Raw genomic sequence first — 26583 nt, 5'->3', positions numbered from 1 at the left:
GAAGCATGCAGGTGGATCTGCCCGGCGGGCAGCGCTCCGGTTCCCGCTCCGGTTCCCGCATCATTGCGCCGGGGCAGGACGTGACCGTGTCCGTGCCCGCAACGAGCGCCAACCTCGGCCCGGGGTTCGACTCCCTTGGGCTGGCGCTCACGTTGTATGACACGGTCCGGGTGCGCACCTCCGAGGATGAAGGCATTTTCGTCGAGGTCGCGGGTGAAGGCGCCGGAAACGTTCCCTTGGATTCCTCCCACCTGGTGGTCCGCACCCTGCTGTCCACTCTGGCCGCCGCCGGGTACAGCGCCCAGGGGCTGCACCTGAGCGCAGAGAACGCTATTCCGCACGGCCGCGGTCTGGGCTCTTCGGCGTCGGCTATTGTGTCCGGCGTCCTGGCTGCGAATTCCCTGCTGCCGGTCGAAGCCCGGCTCGATGCCGCAGGTGTGCTGCACAGTTGCTCGGCGCTGGAGGGCCACCCGGACAATGTGGCTCCCGCACTCGTCGGTGACCTCGCCATTTCCTGGGAGGACGACGGCGTCTTCCGCTCCGTGCGGGCCTCAGTCCATCCCGATGTGGTTCCCGTCGTCGCCATACCGGCCGTGGAACTTTCCACCGAGAGTGCCCGCGGCCTGCTGCCGGCCACCGTGGCCCACCGGACGGCAGCGGCCAATGCCGGCCGTGCGGCGCTGTTGATCCACGCCTTGACGGTGGATCCGTCGCTGCTGCTTGAGGGAACGCAGGACGCGCTTCACCAGGACTTCCGGGCACCTGCGATGCTCCCGAGTGCCCGGCTGCTGCAGTCACTGCGCTCTGCGGGATTCGCTGCCGTGATTTCCGGTGCCGGTCCCACGGTGATGTGCCTAGCCCACGGCGAGGAGGCCGCCCTGGAAGCGGAGCAGGCCATGACCAAACATTTGCAGGCAGCGGAATTCGGCGAAAATTGGCGTGTTCTGCGGCTTGGCGTCGAGCGAGATGGTGCTAGAGTGGAAGGGCACCAGCGGTAATTTTCCGTCCTGTGCTCCCGCAGGTAGCCGTCCATTTCGGGCCGCCCCGGGCTTTAGTTGAAAACACTTTGCCGCCGTCAGGTGTGATTGCACTCGTCCCGCGGTGATTTCCGTTGATTCAAATGCCCACCCGCGGAGGCGCAGTCTCCGGTGCAGCCTTCAAAGGAACCGCCAAGAAGCGGCGTGTCCCGCTTGAATGCCGCGTGTTCGGCAGCGAAGCTGACCAGACTCTGCGTGGATTCTTCTTTACATAAGGCACCCAGCAGATTCGCCTTTCTCCGGCCATCGGGCCGGTAGTCAAGCGAACCCTGACCCAATGTCTGATTTTGGGACCAGGGCCAATCACCGCGGCCGGCATTGCGCCGGACCGCCCGACGAGGGGGAAGGATCCTTCGTGACAGATACCACTAGCCTGACTGCAGGCGTGGATTCAGCATCCGCCGGTTCAACCGGCGAGAACGCATCAAAGAGCGCAGGCCTTGCAGGCCTTAAGCTCGCGCAGCTCCAGGCGCTTGCCGGCCAGCTCGGCATCACCGGGGGCTCCCGCATGCGTAAGGGAGATCTGGTTACGGCCATCTCCAACCACCAGCGCGGCGGCGCAGTAGCCGACCGACCGGTCCGCGGTTCCCGCGGCGAGGCCGGCGACGACGCAGCCAAGGGTGCTTCGGCGCCCGAGAAGGCGGCAGCAGCACCCGCGGAGCAGTCCGCAGAGGCCGAGACGACCCGCCCGACGCGTACCCGTAACCGCAACCGGCGTGCAGCCAGTGACGGCGTCGTCACTTCCGCCCCCGCGGAAACTGCGGCGGCCGAGGCACCGGCACCCGCCGCCTCGCCGGAAGCAGACGCGGCTCCGGCCCGGAACCGCGAGGCACGCGAAGACAACGGACGTGAAGAGGGCCAGCGCGAGCGCGGCAACCGCCGCAGCCGCAACCGCCGCAGCGACTCCAACGAGTCCAACGGCACGGTCAACAACGCTTCCGCCGAGGCGCCTGCAGAGGACGCCTCCAGCAACGGCGCTGCCAGCAACGGTGCTGCCTCCAACAACGGCGCTGCCAACGGTGCCGAGGCCCGGACCCAGGGCGACGACGAGCGCGGCGAACGCCGTGAACGCCGTGACCGCAACCGTTCGGACCGCGACAACGGCGGCAACCGCGACAACGGCGGCAACCGCGAGAACAACCGGGACCGCGACAACAACCGCGACAACGGCGGCAACCGCGAGAACAACCGGGACCGCGACAACAACCGCGACAACGGCGGCAACCGCGAAAACAACCGCGACCGCGACAACAACCGCGACGACAACGACGAGAACGGGCGCGGGCGTAACCGCCGCAACCGGAACCGCAACGAGCGCAATGACCGCAACGACCGCGGTGACCGGAACGATCGTTTCCGCGACCGCAACGAGCGCCGCCGCAACCGCAACCAGAACCCCGAGGTCGACGACGTCGAGGTCACCGAAGACGACGTCCTGCTGCCCGTGGCTGGCATCCTCGACGTCCTGGAGAACTACGCCTTCGTACGGACCTCCGGTTACCTGCCGGGCCCGAACGATGTCTACGTTTCCCTCGCCCAGGTGAAGAAGTACAACCTGCGCAAGGGCGACGCCGTCGTCGGCGCCATCCGCGCCCCGCGTGAAGGCGAAAACCAGGGCGGAAACCAGCGCCAGAAGTTCAACGCACTGGTACGCCTCACCTCCGTCAACGGCAAGCCCGCCGAGGACAACAAGGACCGCGTGGAGTTCTCCAAGCTGGTTCCGCTGTACCCCTCCGAGCGCCTGCGCCTGGAGACGTCCGCCAAGGTGATCGGCCCGCGTGTCATTGACCTCGTGGCACCGATCGGCAAGGGCCAGCGCGGCCTCATCGTTTCCCCGCCGAAGGCCGGAAAGACGCTGATCCTGCAGGCAATTGCCAACGCGATCACGATCAACAACCCTGAGGTCCACCTCATGATGGTCCTCGTGGACGAGCGTCCCGAGGAAGTCACGGACATGCAGCGCACGGTCAAGGGCGAGGTCATTGCCTCCACCTTCGACCGCCCCGCCGATGACCACACCACTGTTGCCGAACTCGCCATCGAGCGCGCCAAGCGCCTGGTGGAAATGGGTAACGACGTCGTGGTGCTGCTTGACTCCATGACCCGCCTGGGACGCGCCTACAACCTGGCCGCTCCGGCGTCGGGCCGTATCCTCTCCGGCGGTGTGGATTCGTCCGCACTGTACCCGCCCAAGCGTTTCTTCGGTGCTGCCCGCAACATCGAAAACGGCGGCTCGCTGACCATCCTGGCTACGGCCCTGGTGGAGACCGGATCCAAGATGGACGAGGTCATCTTCGAGGAATTCAAGGGCACCGGCAACATGGAGCTGCGCCTGTCCCGCAACCTTGCGGACAAGCGCATCTTCCCGGCCGTGGATGTCAACGCGTCGGGTACCCGCCGCGAAGAGAACCTGCTCTCCCCGGATGAAGTCAAGATCATGTGGAAGCTGCGCCGGGTCCTGTCCGGACTGGACACCCAGCAGGCGCTGGAACTGCTCACCGGCAAGATCCGGGAGACGCAGTCCAACGTCGAGTTCCTGATGCAGGTCCAGCAGACCACCCTGGGCACCAAGGACAACTAGCTGCCTTACGAGCCGCTCATGCCCCCTCCCGCTAACGCGGGCAGGGGGCCTGGGCGGCTCGTTCGTTAACGCCCGGGGACCGACGGGCGCGCGAACCGATAAACTTCCATGTGGGAAACCCAGCTGAAAGAGGAATCTAGAACATGTTTGAGTCCATACAGGGCCTGTTGGATGAGCACGCTGAACTTCAGTTGCGCCTGTCCGACCCGGCAGTGCACGCGGACCAGGGCCTGGCCCGCCGGCTGGGACGGCGCTACGCCGAGCTCAGCCGGATTGTGGACGCCTACAACCGTTGGCACGGACTCGAGGATGACCTTGCCGCCGCCGTCGAAATGGCGGATGAGGACCCGGAATTCGCCGCCGAGGTACCCGTGCTCAAAGAGCAGCTCGCAGACGCGCAGGAGAAGCTGCGCCGCCTGCTGATTCCCCGCGACCCCAATGATGGCCGCGACGTCATCATCGAGGTCAAGGGCGGCGAAGGCGGCGACGAAGCTGCCCTGTTCGCCGGTGACCTGCTGCGTATGTACACCCGTTACGCCGAGCACCGCGGCTGGCGTACGGAAATCATCTCGGCCACCGAGTCGGACCTGGGCGGCTACAAGGACGTTTCCATGGCCATCAAGGGCAACTCCAACGATCCGGCCGAAGGCGTTTATGCACGCCTGAAGTATGAAGGCGGCGTGCACCGCGTGCAGCGCGTCCCCGTCACGGAGTCCCAGGGCCGGATCCACACTTCGGCTGCCGGCGTCCTGGTGCTGCCCGAAGTGGACGAGCCGGAAGAGGTCGCGATCAGTCAGAATGACCTGAAGATCGACGTCTACCGTTCCTCCGGTCCCGGCGGACAGTCGGTGAACACCACCGACTCGGCCGTGCGCATCACCCACCTGCCCACGGGCATTGTTGTGGCCATGCAGAACGAAAAGTCGCAGCTGCAGAACCGCGAAGCGGCCATGCGCGTGCTGCGCTCACGCATCCTCGCGCACGAGCAGGAGAAGATCGACGCCGCGAACTCGGACATCCGGAAGTCGCAGATCCGCACCATGGACCGTTCGGAGCGGATCCGGACCTACAACTACCCGGAAAACCGGATTGTGGACCACCGCACCGGCTACAAGGCCTACAACCTGGACACCGTACTGAACGGCGAGCTTGAAGCAGTGGTGCAGGCCGCCATTGAAATGGACGAGCAGGCACGGCTGGACGCCATCGGTGACGAAAGCTAATAGCCTTACCGGTTCCGCGACCGGTGGCGGCGGCACCCTGGCCGAGGCGCTGCGCCGTGCGACGGCGGAACTCGCCGCGGCCGGGGTACCGTCACCGCGGGTGGACGCCGAGCTGCTGGCGGCGCACCTGCTGGGAGAAAGCCCCGGCCGGATCCGGGCGCTGGCCTTCACCGATGTGCCGGCACCTCAGGGATACGCCGCACTGGTGTCCGAACGCGCCGCGCGGGTGCCGCTGCAGCACCTGACCGGAAAGGCCCATTTCCGGTACCTGGAACTGGCCGTCGGCCCCGGAGTATTTGTGCCTCGGCCGGAAACCGAAACGGTGGCGCAGCTGGCGATCGATGCTGCGCGGCGGGCCGGGTCGGCCAAGGTCGTGGACCTCGGCACCGGCTCCGGCGCCATTGCGGCTGCGGTGGCCTCGGAAGTTCCCGCAGCCGAGGTGCATGCCGTGGAACTGAGCCCCCTCGCCTTCGCGTGGGCGGAACGGAACCTGGCTCCGCTGGGCGTCCACCTGGTCCTGGAAGACCTCCGGACCGCCCTGCCCGGCCACGAATCCAGCTTCGACGTGGTGGTGTCCAACCCCCCGTACATCCCTGCCGAAGCCGTTCCGAACGAGCCGGAGGCCGCCGAGCATGATCCGGCCATGGCGTTGTACGGCGGGGGAGCGGACGGTCTGGAACTGCCGATGGCCGCGGCACGGACCGCGGCACGGCTGCTTGCCGGAGGCGGCTACTTCGTGATGGAACATGCCGAGGTGCAGGCGCCGGCCATCGCCCGGCTGCTGGCCGACGATCCGGCCTGGACCGATGTCCAGTCCCACCGGGACCTCAATAACCGCCCGCGGGCGACGTCGGCTGTCCGGCGCTCCGTATCGATGGCATCCCCTAGTGAAAGAATGAAGACGTGAGCACCAGTTATGACTGCAGTAATCCCGATGAACTCAGTGAGGGGCTGGCGGCAGCCCAGCGCGCCATAGCCGCCAAGTCCTGCGTGGTGCTTCCCACCGACACCGTGTACGGAATCGGTGCCGACGCTTTCTCCCCGCAGGGAGTGGCTACGCTGCTGGCAGCCAAGGGACGCGGCCGGAGCATGCCCCCGCCCGTGCTGATCCCGCGCCTCCAGACCATGGACGGCCTGGCCATGGACATTTCCGACGACGCCCGCAGCCTGGCGCGTATGTTCTGGCCGGGCGGGTTGACACTGATCTTCCACGCCCAGCCGTCCCTGAGCTGGGACCTGGGCGACACCATGGGAACCGTCGCCCTGCGGATGCCCGACGACAGCGTTGCGCTGGACCTGCTGGCTGTGACCGGGCCGCTGGCCGTGTCCTCGGCCAACCGTACGGGATCACCGGCCGGACAGACCGCGGCGCAGGCCCGCGAACAGCTGGGCGAATCCGTGGAGGTCTATCTGGAGGCCGGACACCGTCCGGTGGCCGGCAGCGACGGAGTGCCGTCCACCATTGTGGACGCCACCAGCGAACCGATGCGGGTGGTGCGCAGCGGTGCGATCAGCATTGCCGCCCTGCGCGAAGTGGTTCCGGGGATCCTGGATCTGGGCGAAGAACCCGCAGCCGCCGGTACTGCGCCCTCCCTGGCCAAAGACCAGAAGCCGGTTTAGTTCCGGGAAGCTTCCAGGACCTCGCGGACGCGGGGTACCGGGACGTTGCCCGTGGCCTCGGCCCAGCCGGGCTCCTGGCGCTGCCCGAACCACATCATCTCCACGCGTCGCAGTGCTCCGTGCAGCCGCTCCCCGGCCAATGAGGAGAGCGCATAGCCGGACCGCAGTGCCATGCGGCAGAACCAGACCGGCAGATGTGCCGGACGCCGGCCGCCTGCGGCTTCAAGGACGGAGGACACCGACGCCTGTTCCCAGGGCTGCAGCACCACTGCAGGAACCGGGCCGATGTGGGTGCCTACCCGCAGGACGAAGTCGACCAGTGAATCTACTGAACTTACGGGGCTGGGTGCGGTTCCGCGACCGGCTACGGATGCCAGCGGCGAGGCCGCGAGCCGGCTTAGCTTAGCCGTCGTCGCCCGGCCCGGCCCCTGGACCGATGTGGCACGGACCGTGGCAACGCTGCAGGACCCGCCGTTCCGGGCGGAAAGGACCTGTTCGCCGAGCGCCTTGGAACGGGAGTAGGCCGAAAACGGCTCCACATGCGGGCTTTCGTCCAGGAACGGACGGTGCCCCTGCACCGCGGCGCTGCTCAGGTGGACGAACCGGCGGACACCGGCGGCATCCGCGGCATCGGCAACCAACGCAGGCAGCAGCGAGTTCGCACCCCGGAGTTCGGGGGAGTCCGTTGCTCCCGGCGTCGCCAGTCCAGCGGCATTCACTACGACGTCGGCACCCGCGAAGGCATCGGCCAGGCGGCTCCGCTCCGTGTCCAGTGCTGCGGCATCCGAAAGTAAACCGGCTACGTCCGCAGCGTCGGTACGCAGCCGGGGAGCGGAAACGGACCGGACCTCGACCCCGCGCGCAGCCAGGGCGGCGCGGACGGCTGAACCAATGAATCCGGTGCCGCCCAGGACCGTCCACACCGAGGGGGTGGCGGGGGAAGGGACGGGGCCTGGAGAAGGAGTGCTCAAACCTGCTGCTTTCGTGTCGATGGCTGCTCCGGCGCGGACAACGGGGGCATCGGGGACCAGGACCGGTCCCGGAGGATGCGCCGGGCACCGCGCCAGCCGGCCCAGAGGCGCCCGGCACCGCGCAGTGAATGCTCCACGGCAACCAGCCTGAGCAGTTCCTTGCCTGCGGTCAGGAAGGTCCCGAGTCCGAATCCGAACCGGTGATACCGGCCGTGGACCTGCAGGTACCGGGCTGTATGGCCGCGGTTGCGCATGGCAGTGAAGCGGCCGAGGTCGCTGGAATCGTTGAGGTGGCGGATACCGAGATCGATCTGTCTCTGCACCCGGACCTTGCGGATGACGAAATCGTTGACATAGGCCACCGGCCGGTCCAGGGAGGCGAGCCAGCCGTATATTACATCGTCGCCGTTGATGAAGTAGCGGGCATCCGGGAGGCCTATCCGGCGCACCTGGCCGGCGCTGATCAGCATTCCCTCAAAGCAGCCCACGTTGGTGTCGAAAACGGGGGAATCGCGGAAAACGTTGCCCGGCACCGGCAGGTGCACGCCCAGGAACGGGACGAAGCGGTGCTGCCAGAAGAACGGTTCCCCGCCGGCATCGAACCGCCGGCCGTGGATGCAGTCGTAACTGCCGGTCCACTTGCGCAGCGCAGCCACGGCACCCGGGAGGACCTCGACGTCGTCGTCCATCAGCCACAGCCACTGTGCGCCGGAGTCCAGGGCAGCCTCGACCCCGGCTGCGAACCCGCCGGCACCGCCGGTGTTGGTCTCCAGCCGCAGGACGGTCAGCGGGACGGGGAACCCGGCGCGGGCTGCTTCCAGAACCTCGGGCGTGTCATCGGTGCTGGCATTGTCCACCACAACAACCGACGCAGGTGCGGGGTCGAGCCGCTTGATGCTCTCCAGCAGGCCGGTGAGGTAGCCGGAGCGGTTGAACGTCGTGATGACGATCGTCAGCGGGACCGGTTCCTGGACGACGTCCACGTTAGAACCCGAAGTCCGACGGCGGACCGAACCGGCGCCCGCCCATGCCTGCCGCGTAGGCGCGCAGCCAGTTGGCGAAGCCGCGGGGATCCCGGGTTCGAGCGAAGTGGATGGGGTATCCCACGGCGTCGGCCACGAAGGACTTCACCCTCGTGTAGCGGCGGGTGAGGTGGCCCCGGTTGCGGTAGAAGTAGAACTGCTTGAACGGGGTCTCGGGGACCAGGACATGCATCCGGTCGCCCAGGACGGGCTGCACTTCGGCCCAGGCTGCCGGATGCGTCAGGGCCACCGTGGTGACCGTGCCGAATTCGATGCCCGCCCGGCGCAGCCGGATCATGAAGTCCGTCTCGTCGCCGCGGATGAACAGGCGGAGGTCCGGCAGTCCCACCCGGTAGAAGACATCCGCGCGGATCAGGGCGCCGTTGAAGAAGTGCCCCACATTGGGCAGGAACCTGCGGGCGGCAACTTCGGCCCGGTCATGGGTCAGCTTCCCGTCGAGGCGGAAGTGGAAGGACAGCGTGTCCGGCGCACCCGGGGCAACCACGAGCGGCAGGACGACGTCGAGGCCGCGTTCCTTCGCTGCAGCCAACAGGGTGGCGACGCATTCGGGATCTTCGGGATGGGCGTCGTCGTCCATGATCCAGATCCACTCGGCGCCGGAGGCCATGGCCGAAAGGATGGCGAGCGAAAAACCGCCGGCTCCGCCCAGATTGGTGTTTGACCGGATGTAATTGACCGGTGCCGACGACGCTTCGGCGATCTCCGAAACCGGGCTCTTGCCGGAGTCCACGAGCGCCACGGACGTGATGTTGCCGCTCTGCGCGGCCAGTGCCTCCAGTAGGATCTTCACATCGTCCGGACGGTCGAAGGTCACTGCTGCTACGGCCACTGAGTCCGGCAAGATGGTCCTTTCAGGCAACCCGGGGGATCGGCCAAGACCGAAACCGGAGAGGGTGTGCAGTTAGTATGCTGAATAGATTCCAGTCTATTACACCGGATTCTTCCGCCAGCTCTTCGCATCACCGAGAAGAAAGCCGGGTACCTACCCGTTGAGGACCATGAGGCAAAAACCTACGGACAACAGTCACCTTCCCAGGGAGGAAAAGCCCGTCCTGTGGCTCTGGTCGCAGTACATGCTGGACTCCCTGGCCTGGATCGTGTCCATCGGCCTCGCGCTGGTGCTCCGCTATGAACTCACTGTCGAGCAGATCAACCCGGGCGGACTGGCCGTCTTCTGCGGCGTAGCCGTCCTGACCCAGCTGATAGTCGGCTATTCGTTTGCCCTCTACCGCGGCCGCTACAGCTTCGGCAGTTTCCATGAGATGCGCCTGCTGGCGGTGGTGACGCTCATTGTCTCCGCCATCCTGGTCCTCGCAAGCGCCTTGTTCGGACTCGTGATCGATATCCCGCGCAGCACCGGAATGATCGCCTTCCCCTTCGCCTGCCTGTTTATGGCGGCAATCAGGTACGTCAAGCGGATGTACGTGGAGAGCAAGGCACGGCCGGGGGAAGAAGCCCAGCGTGCCCTTGTGTACGGCGCGGGATTCCTTGGCGGTTCCCTGGTGTCACGGATGATGAAGGACCCGGAGTCGCCGTACTACCCGGTTGGCCTGGTCGACGACGACCCGTCCAAGAAGCACCTGAGGCTGGCTACTGTTCCGGTGCTCGGCAAACTCGTAGACCTTCCCGAACTGGTGCAGCGGACCCGTGCCACGGTGCTGGTGGTGGCCATTGCCGATGTGGAAGCGAAGCAGGTCCGTGAGATTTCCGATCTCGCCGAAGGCCTGGACCTGCGCGTCCTGGTGCTTCCGCCGCTCAAGGACATGCTCTCGAAGGGCGACGGCGCCGGACTGGGCGACTTCCGCGACGTGGCGGTCGAAGACCTCATCGGGCGCCGGCCGGTCGACATCCATGTGGACGAAGTTGCCGGCTACCTGTCCGGGAAGAAGGTCCTCGTCACGGGTGCCGGCGGTTCCATCGGCTCCGAACTCTGCCGCCAGATCACCGCCTTCAATCCCGGCGAACTGATCATGGTGGACCGGGACGAGACCGGCCTGCAGCTGACCCAGCTCTCCATCACCGGCCGCGGCCTGCTGGACGGCCCGGACACGGTCCTGGCGGACATCCGCGACCCCGAAGCACTGGACCGTATCTTCCGCGAACGCCGCCCCGACGTCGTTTTCCACGCCGCCGCCCTGAAGCATGTCTCCCTGCTGGAGCAGTACCCGCAGGAAGCCTGGAAGACCAATATCATCGGCACCGCGAACGTGCTGGCCGCGGCCCGCAAGGCCAACGTGCGCCACTTCGTGAATATCTCCACCGACAAGGCAGCCAACCCCACCACCGTCCTCGGCCATTCCAAGCGGGTCGCCGAAAAGCTGACTGCATGGATGGCCCGCGCCACCGGCGAGCGGTACGTGTCCGTGCGGTTCGGCAATGTAATCGGCAGCCGGGGCTCCATGCTGCCGCTCTTCAGCGAACAGATCCGGCAGGGCGGACCGGTCACCGTGACCGACCCGGAGGTGACCCGGTTCTTCATGACGATCCCCGAGGCCTGCCAGCTGGTGATCCAGGCCGGCGCGATCGGCCGCGGGGGAGAGGTGATGATCCTGGACATGGGCGAGCCCGTGAAGATCCTCGACGTCGCCCGCCGCATGATCGCGATGTCCGGCAAGGACATCGAAATTGTCTTCACCGGACTGCGCCAGGGCGAAAAGCTGCACGAGATCCTCGTCGGCACCGGGGAAGAGGACTCCCGTCCCCTGCATCCGAAGATCTCCCACGCCGCGGTTGCCGTGCTGGATCCCGATGAGCTGGACCTGACCGACTGGCTGCGGCGCTGCGGGATCGAACCCGGCAGCGTGCCGACGGACGGCGCCGCAACCGATGCCGGCGAGATTGTGCGCATTCCGGGTGCCCGCCATCCCGGCGCCCCCGGTGACGCGGCAAATGAGCCCGGGGAACCCTACAGCGAACGGCGGACCGGCTAATGCTGCTGGTGCTGTGCGCCGCTGCGGCTTTCCTGGCGAGCCTGCTGCTGCCCTTCCTTTTTATCCCCCTGCTGCGCCGGCTGGGTGTCCTCGATGTCCCCAATGAGCGGTCCTCGCACACCAAGGCAGTCATCCGCGGAGTGGGTGCAACCACTGCCGCCGGTGTCCTGGCCGGCCTCCTGCTGGCGCTGCTGACGGGGCTGGTGGCCGTTGACCGTTCGGTGCTCGCCATTCTGATTGCCGTGATCGGCGCGGCATCGCTGCTGGGCTGGATCGAGGACTGGCGCGGCGTCTCCGTCCGGACCCGGGCGGCTACCCAGCTCGCCATCGGCCTGCTTGGAACGGCCGGACTGGCCTGGACCATGGAGCAAAGCTGGTGGTGGGTTCCCGTGGGCGGCCTTGCAATAGCGGCCTACATCAACGTCGCCAACTTCATGGACGGCATCAACGGAATCTCCGGGCTGCATGGACTGGTGGTGGGCACCCTGTACTCCATCAGCGGCGTGCTGTCGGACCACGTCTGGCTGACCGTTACGGGAGCAGTGGTGGCCGCGGCTTTTGCCGCCTTCCTGCCCTGGAACCTCGGCAGGGGACAGGTTTTCCTGGGCGACGTCGGCAGCTACCTGCTGGGGTCATCCATCGCCGGTATTGCCGTCGCCGCGTTCCTGGCCGGTGTCTACGTGGAATACCTGCTGTTCCCGATCGTTATCTATCTGGCGGACACCTTCACCACGCTCCTGCGCCGCATGCGTCGCGGGGAGCGGTGGTACTCGGCGCACCGCCAGCACGTCTACCAGCGGCTGACCGATGCCGGGCTGAGCCACGTTCAGGTGTCCCTGGTTGTCACCGGCTGCACCGTGGCCGTCGGAGTTACCGGGCTGCTCACTGCCGGTGCCGGTGCAGGTGCGACGGTAGGCGGGGTCCTCTTCGCCGTCGCGGTGCTGGCCTTCTACCTCGCGTCGCCGCGCCTGTTCGCCCGGCGGACAGTGGCCTGACCAGAGGCAGCGCACGCCCTGCCGGGGGCATCTTCTATGTACTGTAGAATTCAAGGGTCGCGGTAGCCCGCCCCGTCACGAAGCCCTCCGGCTCCAGCAGAACCAGCAAGGAAGATTGCCTCCACCATGAGATCCGCAGACGGTACCCGCCCCGGCGGATACCTGACCCCCTCCGGGCCAACGAAGGCCCCCTGGTTGGGGATCCTCTGGAAGGCCCTTGCCGTGACCGGCTCCGCCGCCGTCCTGGCAGCAGCCGCGGCGGCTCTCACGGCGGATCTGTTTGCAGCGGCGAGCTCCCTTCTGGGCTGGTTCGTTATTGCCGCATTCTTCGGAATCAGCCTCCTGGTCGGCCACGTCGTCGGACGGCGCAATCCCTCCGGAGCCATTGGAATGTTCGCCGTTACCTATGCCATAAAGGTTGTGGGTTTTGCCGTTATTCTTTTCGGGCTCGGAACACCTGTTTGGCTGCACCGGGAATGGTTCGCCTTGACGGCCGTCGGTGCAGTGGTCCTTTGGCAGGCGGCGGAAATCCGCGCCTTTTCGACGACCCGCCACCTGATTTACAACGATGCTGACGATTCCAGTCCCCAAGGAGGCGCAAATGCCTAAGAATCGGCCTTCGTCCGGCCCTGCGGCCTTCCAGGCGCCGTCCTCCAGGCGGCGCGCACTGCTCCAGTATGTCCTGGCGGGAATCATCGCCTTGGGTTTGATAGGGTGGAGCCTGGATAGTCTCCTGGGAACTCGCTGGATTTTACCGGCCGGTATCGTTCTGGGCGCGGTCAGTGGCTACTATGTGGCCTCCGCACACAGGCGCACCTCGGGTGCGGACCGACCCGTCACGGGCGGAAAACAGCCGGATACGGATAAATCGAATTGATTTCACAAAACCGAACTAATGGGCGCACATCATGCGTGCCCACCAATGATATGCCCAACGATGGACACAGCAGAGAGGAAACGCGTTGATCGCGCTTGCGCTTCCCGCCTCCAATGACGAGGGATTCGTCGCACCTACCCTCGAAGACATGCACCTCCCTGAGATCCTTCCCTGGGGCGCCGAAAGCGGTGAAGGATTCGGAAAGCAGATGCTGCTTATCCTCCTTTCCGTCATCCTTATCGGGTGGTTCTTCATAGCCGCAGCCCGCAAGGGCCAGATGGTCCCGGGCCGGCTGCAGTTCCTGGGCGAATGGAGCTATAACTTCGTCCGCAACTCGATCGGCCGGGACATCATCGGTGAAAAGGACTTCCGGTCCTTCACTCCGCTGCTGTTCGCGCTGTTCTTCTTCATCCTGATCAACAACCTGTGGGGCACCATCCCGCTGGCCCAGCTGCCGACCACGTCGCACGTGGGTACGGCCTATGCACTGGCCGCGATTGTCTACTTCACCTGGATTATCGTCGGGATCCGGAAGCACGGTCTGGGTTACTTCAAGTTCGCCACCGTCCCGTCCGGCGTGCCGATGGCGATCCTGCCCCTCGTGGTGCTGATCGAAATCATCTCCACCTTCCTGGTCCGTCCGATCACGCACAGCCTGCGACTCTTCGCGACCATGCTGTCGGGCCACCTCATCATCATGCTTGCCGGCAGCGGAACCGCGTTCCTGCTGCTCGAGGCTGAAGGACTGTTGAAGCCGCTGGGTGCGCTCACCCTGGTAGGCGGCGTCGCCATGTTCCTGTTCGAAGTTTTGATCCAGGTCCTGCAGGCCTACGTCTTTACCCTGCTGACCGCGATCTACATCCAAGGCTCCCTGGCCGAGGAACACTAAACCTCCCCTCACCGGGGAACCCCCTGAACCATGCAACCTGCCCAACGGGCATCTTGAAAGGAACAAAACCAAATGACTGGTGTTTTGGATATCGAAGGCAACATCAACCTCGTCGGCTACGGCCTGTCCGCTATCGGCGGCGCCATCGGCGTGGGCCTGGTCTTCGCGGCCTACATCAACGGCGTTGCCCGCCAGCCGGAAGCCCAGCGCGTCCTGCAGCCCATCGCCTTCCTGGGCCTGGCTCTGACCGAAGCACTGGCTATCCTTGGTCTGGTTTTCGCGTTCGTTCTCTAACGTCAGCGCGTATTTTCCAACCAAGTAGATAGGACGGATTGAAATGAACGAGGCACTAATCCTCGCCGCCGAAGAAGGCGCGAATCCTCTGATCCCAAACATCTGGGAGATCCTCGTAACACTGCTTGGCTTCGCCGTGCTGATGTACATCGTCGTCAAGTTCGTCGTCCCGATGTTCGAGAAGACGTATGCAGAGCGTACCGAGGCCATCGAAGGCGGACTCAAGAAGGCCGAAGCCGCACAGGCTGAAGCCAGCGCGGCCCTGGATGAATACAAGCAGCAGCTCATCGACGCCCGTACCGAGGCCAACCGGATCCGCGAGGAAGCACGCGCCGAAGGCGCCCAGATCCTCGCTGACCTGAAGGCCAAGGCAGGCGCCGAATCCGCCCGCATCATGGAACAGTCCCACGTCGCCATCGAAGCGGAACGCCAGGCAGCTGTCGTTTCCCTCCGCAGCGAAGTGGGGACGCTCGCCACCGAGCTGGCCGGCAAGATCGTCGGCGAGTCCCTCGCAGACGATGCGCGTGCCGCCCGTGTGGTTGACCGCTTCCTTGACGACCTGGAATCCCAGAACGCAGGTGCGGTTAAGTAATGGCAGGTATATCGAGCGAGTCACTGGCCGCGGCGCAGGAGAAGCTGGAAGCAAAGCTTCCCGGTGCAACCCTGTCCCTGGCCGAGGAACTCTTTGGAATTCTGGGCCTGCTGGACAGCGACGCTGGACTCATGCGTGCCCTGACGGATCCGGCTCGTGAAGCCTCTGCCAAGGCAGCCTTGGTCTCCAAGCTGGTCGGCGGCAAGGTTTCGTCCGACGCCGAGCAGCTGGTTGCTTCTCTGGTGGAGTCCCGGTGGCGCACTTCGCGTGACCTGGGCGATGCCCTGGAAACCCTGGGTGCAACGGTTGTCTCCGCTGTAGCGGAGAACAAGGGTCCCGGCCTGTCCGGCCTTGAAGCACTGGAAAGCGATTTGTTCCGCTTCAACCAGGCCGTTGCAGCCAACCATGAGGTGCAGCGTGCGCTGCAGGAACCGCAGGCCTCCGCCTCGGCCAAGGCCACGCTGGCACAGAAGCTCGTGCCGGGCATGGGAGCCGAAGCCAAGGTGCTGGTCACGCAGGCAGTAACCGCCCCGCGCGGACTGCGTCCGGCAGCACTGGTAGCTCGCTTCGCGGAACTGGTAGCCGGCCGCCAGCAGCGGTGGATTGCAGAAGTGCAGTCCAGCCGTCCGCTGACGCAGGAACAGCAAAAGCGTCTGCAGTCCTCTCTCAACGGACTGTATGGCCGCGAGCTGAAGATCAACGTCAATGTGGACCCGGCGATTCTCGGCGGCATTCGTGTCACAGTGGGGGATGAAGTAGTTGATTCCACCGTTACGACGCGCCTGACTGAACTTCGCCGAAAGCTCGCTGTCTAGTCACCTTGACGGCCCTAAACGGCCTTCAGAATTTTTGAGAACCAATCACGGTCATCGGCACTTACGCGATGATCACAACATAGGAGAGCAGGGACTGCAGATGGCCGAATTGACCATCAACGCCGACGACGTCCGTAATGCGTTGAATGAATTCGCGGCGTCCTACGAACCCGGAAACGCAGAGCGCGTTGAAGTTGGCCGCGTAACAACCGCCAGCGACGGCATTGCCCGTGTGGAGGGCCTGCCCTCCGTTATGGCGAATGAGCTGCTTCGGTTTGAGGACGGCACGCTGGGCCTCGCCCAGAACCTTGACACCCGTGAAATCGGTGTCGTTGTACTTGGCGATTTCGCCGGTATCGAAGAAGGCCAGGAAGTTCACCGCACCGGTGAAGTCCTGTCCGTACCCGTAGGCGATGCCTTCCTGGGACGCGTTGTCGACCCGCTGGGCGAGCCGATGGATGACCTCGGCCCGATCACCGCTGAGGCACGCCGTGCACTGGAACTCCAGGCGCCGGGCGTTACCCAGCGCAAGTCGGTCCACGAGCCGCTTCAGACCGGCCTCAAGGCAATCGACGCCATGATCCCGATCGGCCGCGGCCAGCGCCAGCTGATCATCGGTGACCGCAAGACGGGTAAGACCGCCATTGCCGTTGACACCATCCTGAACCAGAAGGCCAACTGGGATTCCGGTGACGTCCAGAAGCAGGTTCGCTGCATCTACGTAGCCATCGGCCAGAAGGCTTCCACGATCGCTGAAATCAAGCGCACGCTGGAAGACAAGGGCGCCATGGAGTACACCACGATCGTGGCCTCCCCGGCATCCGACCCCGCCGGCTTCAAGTACCTGGCACCGTACGCCGGCTCGGCCATCGGCCAGCACTGGATGTACGGCGGCAAGCACGTCCTGATCATCTTTGATGATCTGTCGAAGCAGGCTGAAGCCTACCGCGCCGTGTCGCTGCTGCTGCGGCGCCCGCCGGGACGCGAAGCCTACCCGGGCGACGTCTTCTACTTGCACTCCCGCCTGCTGGAGCGTTGCGCCAAGCTCTCCGACGAGCTCGGTGCCGGCTCGATGACCGGTCTGCCGATCATCGAAACCAAGGCAAATGACGTCTCGGCCTACATCCCGACCAACGTTATTTCCATCACCGACGGCCAGATCTTCCTCCAGTCGGACCTCTTCAACGCCAACCAGCGCCCCGCCGTCGACGTCGGTATCTCCGTCTCGCGCGTCGGTGGTGCTGCACAGCAGAAGGCCATGAAGAAGGTCTCCGGTACGTTGAAGCTGGAACTGGCCCAGTACCGCGACATGCAGGCGTTCGCCATGTTTGCCTCGGACCTGGATGCGGCTTCCCGCCAGCAGCTGACCCGCGGTGCACGCCTCATGGAACTGCTCAAGCAGGGCCAGTACGCCCCGTACCCGGTGGAAGACCAGGTTGTCTCCATCTGGATGGGCACCAACGGCTACCTGGATGATGTTCCCGTTGAGGACGTCCGCCGCTTCGAGTCCGAGTTCCTGGAACACGTACGCCACTCCTCGTCCGTCATGACCGTCCTGGCCGAGACGAACAAGCTCGAGGACTCCACGGTTGATGAGATGAAGAGCCTCATCACCAAGTTCAAGCAGGGTTTCTTCGGCGAAGGTGACGACCGCATGGTCGCCGCCGGCAACGAAGCTACCTCCGCCTTGGACGAGGACGCCGTAGACCAGGAAAAGATCGTCAAGCAGAAGCGCTAGCGGCTTTGAAGTTCCGCTGCCGGGCCGTGCGCCCGGCAGCGGAACCTTAGGCCATTGCCTTAGCCCCTAGCTTCAACGCTAGGAACTGAAAGGAAGAGTATGGGAGCCCAAATTCGGGTCTACCGCCAGAAGATCGCGTCGACCACGTCGATGCAGAAGATCTTCAAGGCGATGGAGCTGATTGCTGCCTCTCGCATTGGAAAGGCGCGCACCCGTGTGGCTGCGTCACTGCCTTACGCCAATGCGATCACCCGTGCCGTTTCTGCTGTGGCATCCCAGTCGGAGATCGATCATCCGCTGACCACCGAACCGGAGCAGATCCGGCGCGCAGCCGTGGTCATCATGACCTCCGACCGCGGTCTTGCCGGATCGTACTCCGCCGGTGTCCTCAAGCAGGGCGAAGCACTGAATGAATTGCTCCGTGACGAGGGCAAGGAAGTAAAGACCTACCTTGTTGGACGCAAGGCGCAGGCGTACTACGAATTCCGGAACCGTTCAGTGGAACGGGTCTGGACCGGCGGTACCGACGCACCCGAGTTCGAAACAGCCCGTGAAATCGGCAAGGCACTCCTCGATGACTTCAACACGGCCTACGAAGACGGCGGCGTGGACGAAATCCACATCGTCTACACGCGCTTCAAGTCCATGGTTATTCAGGAACCTGCGGTCATCCGACTGCTGCCGCTGGAGGTAGTGGAGGAAGAAGCCCAGTCAGACGCTGAGTTCCTGCCTCTCTACGAATACGAGCCCGAGCCGGAAAAGGTCCTGGACGCACTGCTGCCGCGCTACATCGAGTCGCGCATCTTTGCAGCCATGCTCCAGGCCGCCGCTTCCGAGCTTGCTGCCCGCCAGCGCGCCATGAAGTCCGCAGGGGACAACGCCACGGACCTGATCAAGAAGTACACGCGACTTCGCAACAACGCCCGTCAGGCCGAAATCACCCAGGAACTTTCCGAGATCGTAGCCGGTGCGGACGCGCTCAGCGCCTCCTAGCCTGCCCCGCTCGAAGATAAGTTCCAACGCATAAAAAACTTAGTCCACACGCCATCTAACTGAGTGAAGTGAGAGAGATGACTGCCCAAACTGTCGAGCACGGATCTGATTCCGTAGCCTCGGGTGCCACCGGCCGTATCGCCCGTGTCATCGGCCCGGTTGTCGACGTCGAATTCCCGGCTGACGCAATCCCCACCATCTACAACGCCCTGACCACCGAGCTGACGCTCGACGGCCAGACCCGCACCATCACGTTCGAGACCTCCCAGCACCTGGGTGACAACCTCGTTCGTGCCATCTCCCTGCAGGCCACCGACGGCCTGGTCCGCGGCGCTGCCGTGTACGACACGGGTGCTCCCATCTCCGTCCCCGTAGGCGACGGCGTCAAGGGGCACATCTTCAACGTCCTGGGCGAGCCCCTTGACGTTACCGAAGACCAGCTGGAGATCACCGAGCGCTGGCCGATCCACCGTTCGGCTCCGAACTTCGCGGACCTTGAAGGCTCCACCGAGATGCTGGAAACCGGCATCAAGGTGATTGACCTTCTCACCCCGTACATCAAGGGCGGCAAGATCGGCCTGTTCGGCGGTGCCGGTGTCGGCAAGACCGTGCTGATCCAGGAAATGATCACCCGTGTTGCCCGTAACTTCGGCGGTACCTCGGTATTCGCCGGTGTCGGCGAGCGTACCCGTGAAGGCAACGACCTCTGGGTTGAAATGGAAGAGGCGAACGTCCTGAAGGACACCGCCCTTGTATTCGGCCAGATGGATGAGCCGCCGGGAACGCGCCTCCGTGTGGCACTGTCGGCTCTGACCATGGCGGAATACTTCCGCGATGTGCAGAACCAGGACGTGCTTCTCTTCATCGACAACATCTTCCGCTTCACGCAGGCAGGCTCCGAGGTTTCCACCCTTCTCGGCCGCATGCCTTCCGCTGTGGGCTACCAGCCGAACCTGGCTGACGAGATGGGTCTGCTGCAGGAGCGCATCACGTCCACCAAGGGCCACTCGATCACGTCCATGCAGGCCATTTACGTGCCTGCAGATGACTACACCGACCCGGCCCCGGCCACCACGTTCGCCCACCTGGACGCGACCACGGAACTTTCCCGTGAAATCGCTTCCCGTGGCCTGTACCCGGCCGTGGATCCGCTGACCTCGACGTCGCGTATCCTCGACCCGCAGTACGTCGGCCAGGCGCACTACGACACGGCCATCCGCGTCAAGCAGATCCTCCAGAAGAACAAGGAACTGCAGGACATCATCGCCATCCTCGGCATCGACGAGCTCGGCGAAGAGGACAAGATCGTCGTGTCGCGTGCACGCCGCATCCAGCAGTTCCTCTCCCAGAACACCTACACCGCCAAGCAGTTCACCGGCGTTGAGGGTTCGACGGTTTCCATCAAGGACACCATCGAAGGCTTCCGGGCCATCTGCGACGGCGACGTTGACCACATTGCCGAGCAGGCGTTCTTCAACGTCGGCGGCATGGATGACGTTGAGCGTCAGTGGGCGAAGATCCAAGAGCAGACCGGGAAGTGAGCCCCATGGCGGACGCTGCTGAACTCGAAGTTGAGATTGTTGCTGCCGACCACTTCGTGTGGTCGGGAGCGGCAAAGATGGTCAAGGCCCGCACCAGCGACGGCGAGATCGGGATCCTTCCCGGGCACTCACCGGTGCTGGCCATCCTGGCAGAGGGCGGACTGGCCATCGAACCGGTGTCCGGTTCCCGCATTGAGGTAAGCGTTGACGGAGGATTCTTCTCCGTGGACAACAACCGGGTGGTCATCGTGGCCGACAATGCCAAGGTGACCAACGAAGCAACCGCCGGGACCCGCTGACTCCTTCCGATGGACAGCTCCTATGTGTTCATTGCGTTGGCCGCCCTCTTTGGGCTGCTTGTCCTTGCAGTAGTGCTCTTCGGGGTGCGCCGCAGCCAGCTGCGGCGCGCCCTGGGGACCTTCGATGCCTCCATCTGCCTCCCCCCTGCGGGGTGGCGGATGGGGGTTTGCCGTTATACGGACACCCATCTGGAATGGCTGCGCCTGGTCTCGCTGAGTCCGCGTCCCCCGTACCGTTTCCTGCGCAGTTCGCTGGAAATGGCCGGCTGGCGGGAGCCCACCGAGGCTGAGCGTGCCCGAATCCAGCCAGGAGCCGTCGTCGTCAGCTTGAACTACCAGGGCAGCATCATCCTGGTGGCCATGAAATACGAGGCCTATACGGGCCTGTCTTCATGGGTGGAAGCCGGCCCCGTGGTCGGCATCGGTACCTGGCGCTAGCGCCGGGCCGGGCAATAGAGTCTTGCTTAGAAGGCACAGGGAATTCTCCCTGTGCCTTTTTTGCTGCCCCTTTTTGCCGCCCCGCGGGTGCCTGCTCCGGCCCCCTACTATGGAGTAATGGAAGACGTCATTGTTGTTACCGGCCCGTCCACCCTTCGCGGAGCCGTCACTGTCCCGGGTGCCAAGAACAGCGTCCTGAAGCTGATGGCGGCGACGCTGCTTGCGCAGGGCCGGTCCGTCATCACGAATGTCCCCAACATCCAGGATGTCTGGATCATGGCGGAGCTGCTGCGCCGGCTGGGATGCTCGGTGGATTACGACGTCGACGCCGCCTCCGTTGCCGTGGACGTACCGCAGGAGCTGGGCCACCAGGCGGACTATGACCTCGTCCGGGCCATGCGGGCCTCCATCTCCGTGCTGGGCCCGCTGGTGGCCCGTTGCCGGCGGGCAGAGGTGGCGCTGCCGGGTGGAGACGCCATCGGTTCCCGTGGACTGGACATGCACCGCGCCGGACTGGAACTCATGGGTGCCGAGATCGGCATCGATCACGGCTACCTGGTGGCCTCGGTCCCGGAAGGCCTGCACGGAGCGGACCATATCCTGGACTTTCCGTCCGTCGGCGCCACCGAAAACCTCATGATGGCCGCCACTCTGGCCCGCGGACGCACGGTGATCGATAACGCTGCCCGGGAACCGGAAATCACTGACATTGCCCGCATGCTCAACAGCATGGGGGCCCGGATCAGCGGCGTGGGCACCAACACGCTCATCATCGACGGCGTCCAGGAGCTGCACCCCGTGGAACACCGCGTGGTGCCGGACCGGATTGTTGCCGGCACCTGGGCCTTCGCCGCAGCGATCACCGGCGGCGAGATCGAGGTGCGCTCCGCGGATGCCTCAGCTCTGGCAGTGGTTCTGGACAAGCTCACCCAGGCGGGGTGCGAAGTCAGCACGGGGGAGAACGGCTTCACGGTGAAGGGACCGGCCCGTCCCGAGCCCATCAACGTGTCCACACTGCCGTACCCCGGATTCCCGACCGATCTGCAGCCCTTCGTGGTGGCCCTCAACGCCGTCGCGAACGGTTCGGGCATGGTCACCGAGAATGTTTTCGAGGCCCGCTGGGGCTTCACCTCCGAACTGGCGCGGCTCGGAGCAGTGGTGCGGCTGGACGGGCACCACGCCCTGATCCAGGGTGTCGAGCTGCTTTCCGGTGCACCGGTGGTTGCCAACGACATCCGGGCCGGCGCGGCCCTTGTCATAGCAGGCCTGGCTGCTGACGGAACCACTGAAGTGCGGGGCGTGGACCATATTGACCGCGGATATGAAAGATTCATGGAGAATCTCCGGGGTCTCGGTGCGAACGTAGTCCGCCGCCGTGGGTAAGTAGGCGGCGGGTAAGTAGGCCGTGGGTATGTAAGCCGCGGGTAAGAAAGCGAATGGAAAACAAGGAAAGCCCCCGGCATTTGCCGGGGGCTTTCCTTGTTTCCTTGCGGAAGAAAGAGCGGAACCTTTTTAGGGTTATACCCTAGAGGGCGGTAACGCCGGTGGCCTGGGGGCCCTTGGCGCCCTGGCCGATCTCGAAGGAAACGCGCTGGTTTTCGTCGAGGGTCTTGAATCCGTTGGTCTGGATTTCGGAGTAGTGAACGAAGACATCGCCGTCTGAGTCGTCCGGGGTGATGAAGCCGAAGCCCTTTTCGGCGTTAAACCATTTGACGGTACCCTGAGCCATTTGTTTCTCCTCATAATGTGGAACTTACCTGCACAGTCCGTGCCGGATATGTTACTGAAGCAAGAAAGCCCAAGTTCTTGCCGTTCAGCAGTTCCTTGAGGAGCTTCTCACTCGCAACGGTCTTGCGAGCATGAAAAAACACCTACACAAAGACTTGGTAACAGCGTTGCATAACCGAAATGCCTGGTCAATGCTCGAAACGAAATATTTGGAACTTTTTTTACCGTGTTTTTTCAGCGCGGCAGCCACGTTCCGCAGCGCAGGACTGCGTGCAGCTCCAGGTCCGGTGAGACCACCAGGGCATCGGCCCGCAGGCCGCGGCGCAGGGCACCTACTTCATCGGCGAGCCGAAGCACATCCGCGGGTACCGCAGTGGCTGCGCCCACTGCTTCCGCGAGCGGCACACCGGCAGCGACAGCCGTGCGTACGCACTGGAGCAGGGTGGCCGTGCCACCGGCCAGCGTGCCGTCGGGCAGGCGGGCCGTCCCGTTCCCCACCACAACGCCGGCAGGCCCAAGCCGGTAGGTGCCGTCGCCAAGCCCGGTGGCCGCCATGGAGTCACTCACGAGGGCCACGTTGGCGCCTCCTGCGAGCTCGAAGACGGTGCGTACGAGTGCGGGGTCAAGGTGCGCACCGTCGGCGATCAGCTCCACTACGGCCGCTCCGCTCCGTGCGGCCCGCAGGCTCGCTGCGACGGCGCCGGGGGAGCGGTGGTGCAGCGGGTCCATGCCGTTGAACAGGTGCGTCACCGTGGGCCGGGGAGCGTAGCCTCCGAAACCGGCCTCTTCCATTTCGTCCCGGGCGGACTCCAGCGACTCGGCAGCAACGGGGTCCGCAGCGGCGGTATGCCCCAGCGAAGGCGTCACGCCGTGGAGGACCAAGCGGTCCACGAGGTCATCTGCTCCGGGCAGTTCAGGCGCATAGGTCATGGTGACCAGTTCGCTGTCCGCGGCCGCAAGCAGCTCATCCACGAAGCCGGGGTCCGGCGGGATCAGGAACTTCGGGTCCTGCGCACCGCAGCGCTCCGGGGACAGGAACGGCCCTTCGGCATGGATTCCGGCAATGAGTCCTTCCCTCGCCAGGGCGCCGAGACGGGCGGCGGCAGCGAGCATGTCCTGACGGGACGCGGTCACCATGCTGGCGAGCAACGTGGTGGTTCCCGCCGAATGCAGGAAGGAAGCTGCCCGCCGGATTCCCGCTGCGTCGGAGGTGGTGAAATCGCTTCCCGCTGCGCCGTGGCAGTGCAGGTCAACGAGTCCGGGAAGGATGAGCGACCCGGCCGGCAGGTGCGCGGGCTCCGGCCAGCCGGCGCCGTCAAAACCGCTGGCCGGGCCGGCGTAGGTGATCCGGTCGCCGACAAACGCGAGTGCGCCGTCGGGAACCAGCTCGTCCGGGGTCAGCAGGCTGCCGCGGAGGTAGCCGCGGTCCCGGCTGCGTGCTGTGGGGTTCATGCACCGATTCTAGGCATGTTGCCCGGCGGCCGGGAGCGGGGCGGGGAGTCAGAAGAGGCGGGAATCCCGGTCATCCACGCCGCGCATCGCGTCGTAGTCGAGCGTCAGGCAGGTGATCCCGCGGTCCTCGGCCAGCACGCGTGCCTGCGGCTTGATCTGCTGGGCGGCGAAAATACCGCGGACCGGAGCCAGCAGCGGGTCCCGGTTGAGAAGTTCCAGGTAGCGGGTCAGCTGCTCCACGCCGTCGATGTCTCCGCGTCGCTTCAGCTCCACGGCCACGGTGGCGCCCGTGGCGTCGCGCGCCAGGATGTCCACGGGGCCAATGGCCGTCATGTATTCGCGGCGGATCAGCGTGTGGCCTTCGCCCAACCGGTTGATCTGTTCGGCCAGCAGTCGCTGCAGGTCCGCTTCCACGCCGTCCTTGATGAGGCCCGGGTCGGTTCCGAGGTCATGGGAGACATCGGAGAACCGCTCGTGGATGCTGATGATCAGGCGGTCGTCGGTCTTCGCGCTTTGGACATTCCAGACTTCGGTCACGCCGGCTTCGGCGTCCGTCTCGTCCGGTTCCACGCTGCGCATGGTGGCCGGCGGGCTCATCCAGTTCAGCGGTTTGTAGGATCCGCCGTCGGAATGGATCAGGACGGAACCGTCGGCCTTCACCATAAGCAGCCTTACGGCCAGGGGCAGATGGGCACGGAGGCGGCCGACGTAGTCAACGGAGCAGCGGGCTATTACTAAACGCACAGTTGCACTTTACCGGCTGAACTGCGGCAAAATGACTTCTATGCCCCGTTCGAACCATCCCCGCCGCACGCCTGCCGCCGGCAGCGCCGCCGGCCGGAACGCCCGCCGCAAGTGGGCGTCCGCCCCGCCGGAGGGGGATTTGGAACGCACGCGTGCCGGTATTCCGCGCCGTGAAAGCGGTCCCGACGGCGAATGGTCGGTGCGGCAGATCACGGCCGGCAACGCCGCAAAGGACTACCGGTGCCCCGGCTGCGGGCAGGTCATCCCGCCCGGAACCGCGCACCTGGTGGTGTGGCAGGAGGACTCGCTGCTGGGCCGCCAGACTGCCGTCGAGGGCCGGCGGCACTGGCACAACCACTGCTGGCGGATCCGCCGCAGGTACTGAGGGGCTACTGCCGGTCCTGCCGGGCGATGAAGACTTCCTTGAGCAGCAGCAGGGTGGCGGCCGCCGTCGGGATGGCTATCAGCGCCCCCAGTACGCCGAGCAGGCTGCCGCCGGCAATCACGGCGATGACGGCGACGGCGCCGGGCACCGCCACGGCCCGCTGCATCACGCGCGGGGAGACAAAATACGCCTCGAACTGCAGGTAGGCCATGTAGAGGATGGCGAAAACCACCGCCGTCTGCCAGCCCTCGGTCAGGGCCACCAGCGAGACCAGCACCAGCGCTATGGGCGGGCCCACCAGCGGGATGAAGGCCAGCAGCGCCACCAGGAAGGCCAGCAGTACCGAGAACGGCACGCCGGTGATGGTCATCACGATGAAGGCATAGGTGGCGTCCAGGATCGCGACCAGGCCCTGGCCGATCACGTAGTTGCCGACGCTGCCGGTGATTTCCTCTGAGAGTGCCTCCACCCGGCGGCGGCGGCTGCGCGGGGCGAGCCGGTAGGCCCACTTCTTCATCGACGGCAGCGAAGCCAGGAAGTAGAGGGTCAGGACGAGGATGATCAGTGCGCCGAACAAACCGTTGGCAATCACCGTGCCCACGCTGAGGACCCCGCCGAAAATGCCGCCCACGGCGGAGCTGTTGGAGAAGAAGCTGCCGACTTCCTGCTCGATGCGGTCACGGATCTGGAACTGCTTGTCGATGTTGACGAAGAAATCCGAGGCAAGGAAGTTGTTGATGTAGCCCGGAGCGTTGGCGATGATTTCGGTCGACTGGCTGACGATGGTGGGGATCAGTGTCGCAAAGAAGGCCGTGACGACGCCGGCGAGCACCAGTACGGTGATGGCGATGCCGGCGGGGCGGGGGATCCGCCGCGCGGCCAGCCAGCGGACCACCGGATCCAGCCCCAGGGCAATGAACAGGGCAGCGCCGATCCAGACCAGCAGCTCGCCGACATTGGTGATGACGAAGAACAGCAGCAGGGCCAGGCCAACGCCGACCGTGAGCATAAAACCGAAGTAGATGGGGTGGGCGCGCAGGCTCCCCCCTTCCGCGTCATGCCCCTGTCCGCCGCCGCTGATGCTGAGCCGTTCATCGGGAAGCCGCACGTCGTCGTCGACCGTAATCTCCGGTCCCGCGGCGTCCTCGGGCGGGAATTCGAAGCGCGGCCGCGGCCGGGCCCCGGGAACACCGTGGCGCAGGCTGTAGCGCACGCGGTCCGCAGCCGTGGAAAGGAATCCGGGCAGAGGGGTACGGGGCGTATTTCCCCCGGCGGCATTCCCGCCCTCCGGTTTTTTGTCCGCAGGGCCGGGGAGCGGCGCGTGGACGGGCACGTCCTCGTTGTCGCTCATTTCGCGCGTTTCTCCTCTGCCTGATTGGGCTGCTGATACGAACCGAA

Annotated in this window: 26 protein-coding genes; 19 read left to right on the top strand and 7 right to left on the bottom strand. The window is 65.1% G+C overall.

Annotation, left to right across the window (positions count from 1 at the left end; all coding sequences use genetic code 11):
- Window positions 1–5: 5 nt before the first annotated feature.
- The 5 genes from thrB (at window position 6) to LJ760_RS00460 (ending at window position 6461) form a co-directional block, all read left to right on the top strand.
- Window positions 6–998, top strand: a complete 993-nt coding sequence (thrB, locus tag LJ760_RS00480; protein WP_227918279.1) for a homoserine kinase — start codon at window positions 6–8, stop codon at window positions 996–998.
- Between the two features lie 394 nt (window positions 999–1392).
- Entirely contained in the window at window positions 1393–3618 is a 2226-nt protein-coding gene (rho, locus tag LJ760_RS00475) for a transcription termination factor Rho (RefSeq protein ID WP_227918278.1), read from the top strand.
- A gap of 143 nt (window positions 3619–3761) precedes the next feature.
- Window positions 3762–4841, top strand: a complete 1080-nt coding sequence (prfA, locus tag LJ760_RS00470) for a peptide chain release factor 1 (protein ID WP_227918277.1) — start codon at window positions 3762–3764, stop codon at window positions 4839–4841.
- Window positions 4828–5748, top strand: a complete 921-nt coding sequence (prmC, locus tag LJ760_RS00465) for a peptide chain release factor N(5)-glutamine methyltransferase (protein WP_227918276.1) — start codon at window positions 4828–4830, stop codon at window positions 5746–5748. The genes prfA and prmC overlap by 14 nt, the downstream gene beginning before the upstream one ends.
- Window positions 5745–6461: an L-threonylcarbamoyladenylate synthase gene (locus LJ760_RS00460; RefSeq protein WP_227918275.1), complete on the top strand. Its 717-nt coding sequence runs from the start codon at window positions 5745–5747 to the stop codon at window positions 6459–6461. The genes prmC and LJ760_RS00460 overlap by 4 nt, the downstream gene beginning before the upstream one ends.
- On the opposite strand, the gene LJ760_RS00455 is transcribed toward LJ760_RS00460, so the two are convergent.
- From LJ760_RS00455 to LJ760_RS00445, 3 genes are read right to left on the bottom strand one after another with little or no spacing between them, the layout of a single operon-like run.
- A complete protein-coding gene (locus tag LJ760_RS00455; protein ID WP_227918274.1) occupies window positions 6458–7432 on the bottom strand; it encodes an NAD-dependent epimerase/dehydratase family protein in 975 nt (324 codons plus the stop codon). The two genes, LJ760_RS00460 and LJ760_RS00455, sit on opposite strands and share 4 nt — an antisense overlap.
- A complete protein-coding gene (locus tag LJ760_RS00450) occupies window positions 7429–8415 on the bottom strand; it encodes a glycosyltransferase (RefSeq protein ID WP_227918273.1) in 987 nt (328 codons plus the stop codon). Before LJ760_RS00450 ends, LJ760_RS00455 begins: the two co-directional genes overlap by 4 nt.
- A 1-nt stretch (window position 8416) precedes the next feature.
- Window positions 8417–9316, bottom strand: coding sequence for a glycosyltransferase (locus LJ760_RS00445; protein ID WP_227918272.1), 900 nt, complete (start codon window positions 9314–9316; stop codon window positions 8417–8419).
- 157 nt (window positions 9317–9473) lie between these two features.
- Between LJ760_RS00445 and LJ760_RS00440 the strand changes: the two genes are divergently transcribed.
- The 13 genes from LJ760_RS00440 (at window position 9474) to murA (ending at window position 22259) form a co-directional block, all read left to right on the top strand.
- Window positions 9474–11405, top strand: coding sequence for a polysaccharide biosynthesis protein (locus tag LJ760_RS00440; RefSeq protein ID WP_227918271.1), 1932 nt, complete (start codon window positions 9474–9476; stop codon window positions 11403–11405).
- Complete coding sequence (locus tag LJ760_RS00435) at window positions 11405–12400, top strand: MraY family glycosyltransferase (RefSeq protein WP_227918270.1); 996 nt, start codon at window positions 11405–11407, stop codon at window positions 12398–12400. The genes LJ760_RS00440 and LJ760_RS00435 overlap by 1 nt, the downstream gene beginning before the upstream one ends.
- Before the next feature lie 126 nt (window positions 12401–12526).
- Window positions 12527–13009, top strand: coding sequence for a hypothetical protein (locus LJ760_RS00430; RefSeq protein WP_227918269.1), 483 nt, complete (start codon window positions 12527–12529; stop codon window positions 13007–13009).
- 353 nt (window positions 13010–13362) lie between these two features.
- The gene (gene atpB / locus LJ760_RS00425; protein WP_227918268.1) at window positions 13363–14166 is read left to right on the top strand and encodes a F0F1 ATP synthase subunit A; all 804 of its coding nucleotides are present in this window, start codon (window positions 13363–13365) and stop codon (window positions 14164–14166) included.
- 72 nt (window positions 14167–14238) lie between these two features.
- The gene (gene atpE / locus LJ760_RS00420; RefSeq protein WP_227918267.1) at window positions 14239–14460 is read left to right on the top strand and encodes an ATP synthase F0 subunit C; all 222 of its coding nucleotides are present in this window, start codon (window positions 14239–14241) and stop codon (window positions 14458–14460) included.
- A 43-nt stretch (window positions 14461–14503) separates the two neighbouring features.
- The gene (locus LJ760_RS00415; protein WP_227918266.1) at window positions 14504–15052 is read left to right on the top strand and encodes a F0F1 ATP synthase subunit B; all 549 of its coding nucleotides are present in this window, start codon (window positions 14504–14506) and stop codon (window positions 15050–15052) included.
- Window positions 15052–15867 (top strand): F0F1 ATP synthase subunit delta, encoded by an 816-nt coding sequence (locus tag LJ760_RS00410; RefSeq protein WP_227918265.1) that lies wholly within the window; start codon window positions 15052–15054, stop codon window positions 15865–15867. The genes LJ760_RS00415 and LJ760_RS00410 overlap by 1 nt, the downstream gene beginning before the upstream one ends.
- Window positions 15868–15967: 100 nt before the next feature.
- On the top strand, window positions 15968–17605 hold the full coding sequence (gene atpA / locus LJ760_RS00405) for a F0F1 ATP synthase subunit alpha (RefSeq protein ID WP_227918264.1): 1638 nt from the start codon (window positions 15968–15970) through the stop codon (window positions 17603–17605).
- Window positions 17606–17704: 99 nt separating this feature from the next.
- On the top strand, window positions 17705–18598 hold the full coding sequence (locus LJ760_RS00400; RefSeq protein ID WP_227918263.1) for a F0F1 ATP synthase subunit gamma: 894 nt from the start codon (window positions 17705–17707) through the stop codon (window positions 18596–18598).
- A 77-nt stretch (window positions 18599–18675) separates the two neighbouring features.
- Window positions 18676–20139 carry a F0F1 ATP synthase subunit beta gene (atpD, locus tag LJ760_RS00395; protein ID WP_227918262.1) on the top strand — a complete coding sequence of 488 codons (1464 nt, stop codon included), beginning with the start codon at window positions 18676–18678 and terminating at the stop codon, window positions 20137–20139.
- Between the two features lie 5 nt (window positions 20140–20144).
- A complete protein-coding gene (locus LJ760_RS00390) occupies window positions 20145–20438 on the top strand; it encodes a F0F1 ATP synthase subunit epsilon (RefSeq protein ID WP_227918261.1) in 294 nt (97 codons plus the stop codon).
- 9 nt (window positions 20439–20447) lie between these two features.
- Window positions 20448–20876: a DUF2550 domain-containing protein gene (locus LJ760_RS00385; protein ID WP_227918260.1), complete on the top strand. Its 429-nt coding sequence runs from the start codon at window positions 20448–20450 to the stop codon at window positions 20874–20876.
- Between the two features lie 117 nt (window positions 20877–20993).
- A complete protein-coding gene (gene murA / locus LJ760_RS00380) occupies window positions 20994–22259 on the top strand; it encodes a UDP-N-acetylglucosamine 1-carboxyvinyltransferase (RefSeq protein ID WP_227918259.1) in 1266 nt (421 codons plus the stop codon).
- 142 nt (window positions 22260–22401) lie between these two features.
- Here the strand turns inward: murA and LJ760_RS00375 are convergent, their stop codons facing one another.
- From LJ760_RS00375 to nucS, 3 genes are all read right to left on the bottom strand, one after another.
- On the bottom strand, window positions 22402–22605 hold the full coding sequence (locus LJ760_RS00375) for a cold-shock protein (RefSeq protein WP_146361532.1): 204 nt from the start codon (window positions 22603–22605) through the stop codon (window positions 22402–22404).
- Window positions 22606–22838: 233 nt separating this feature from the next.
- Window positions 22839–24056 carry an N-acetylglucosamine-6-phosphate deacetylase gene (locus LJ760_RS00370; protein WP_227918258.1) on the bottom strand — a complete coding sequence of 406 codons (1218 nt, stop codon included), beginning with the start codon at window positions 24054–24056 and terminating at the stop codon, window positions 22839–22841.
- A gap of 48 nt (window positions 24057–24104) precedes the next feature.
- Window positions 24105–24800: an endonuclease NucS gene (gene nucS, locus LJ760_RS00365; RefSeq protein WP_227918257.1), complete on the bottom strand. Its 696-nt coding sequence runs from the start codon at window positions 24798–24800 to the stop codon at window positions 24105–24107.
- 40 nt (window positions 24801–24840) lie between these two features.
- On the opposite strand from nucS, the gene LJ760_RS00360 reads away from it, so the two are divergent.
- The gene (locus tag LJ760_RS00360) at window positions 24841–25185 is read left to right on the top strand and encodes a hypothetical protein (protein ID WP_227918256.1); all 345 of its coding nucleotides are present in this window, start codon (window positions 24841–24843) and stop codon (window positions 25183–25185) included.
- 4 nt (window positions 25186–25189) lie between these two features.
- On the opposite strand, the gene LJ760_RS00355 is transcribed toward LJ760_RS00360, so the two are convergent.
- On the bottom strand, window positions 25190–26536 hold the full coding sequence (locus LJ760_RS00355; RefSeq protein WP_227918255.1) for an AI-2E family transporter: 1347 nt from the start codon (window positions 26534–26536) through the stop codon (window positions 25190–25192).
- Window positions 26537–26583: the final 47 nt, after the last annotated feature.

The sequence above is a fragment of the Arthrobacter sp. zg-Y895 genome (assembly GCF_020731025.1).
Lineage (GTDB): Bacteria > Actinomycetota > Actinomycetes > Actinomycetales > Micrococcaceae > Arthrobacter_B.
This window is presented reverse-complemented; position numbering and strand designations above follow the sequence as displayed.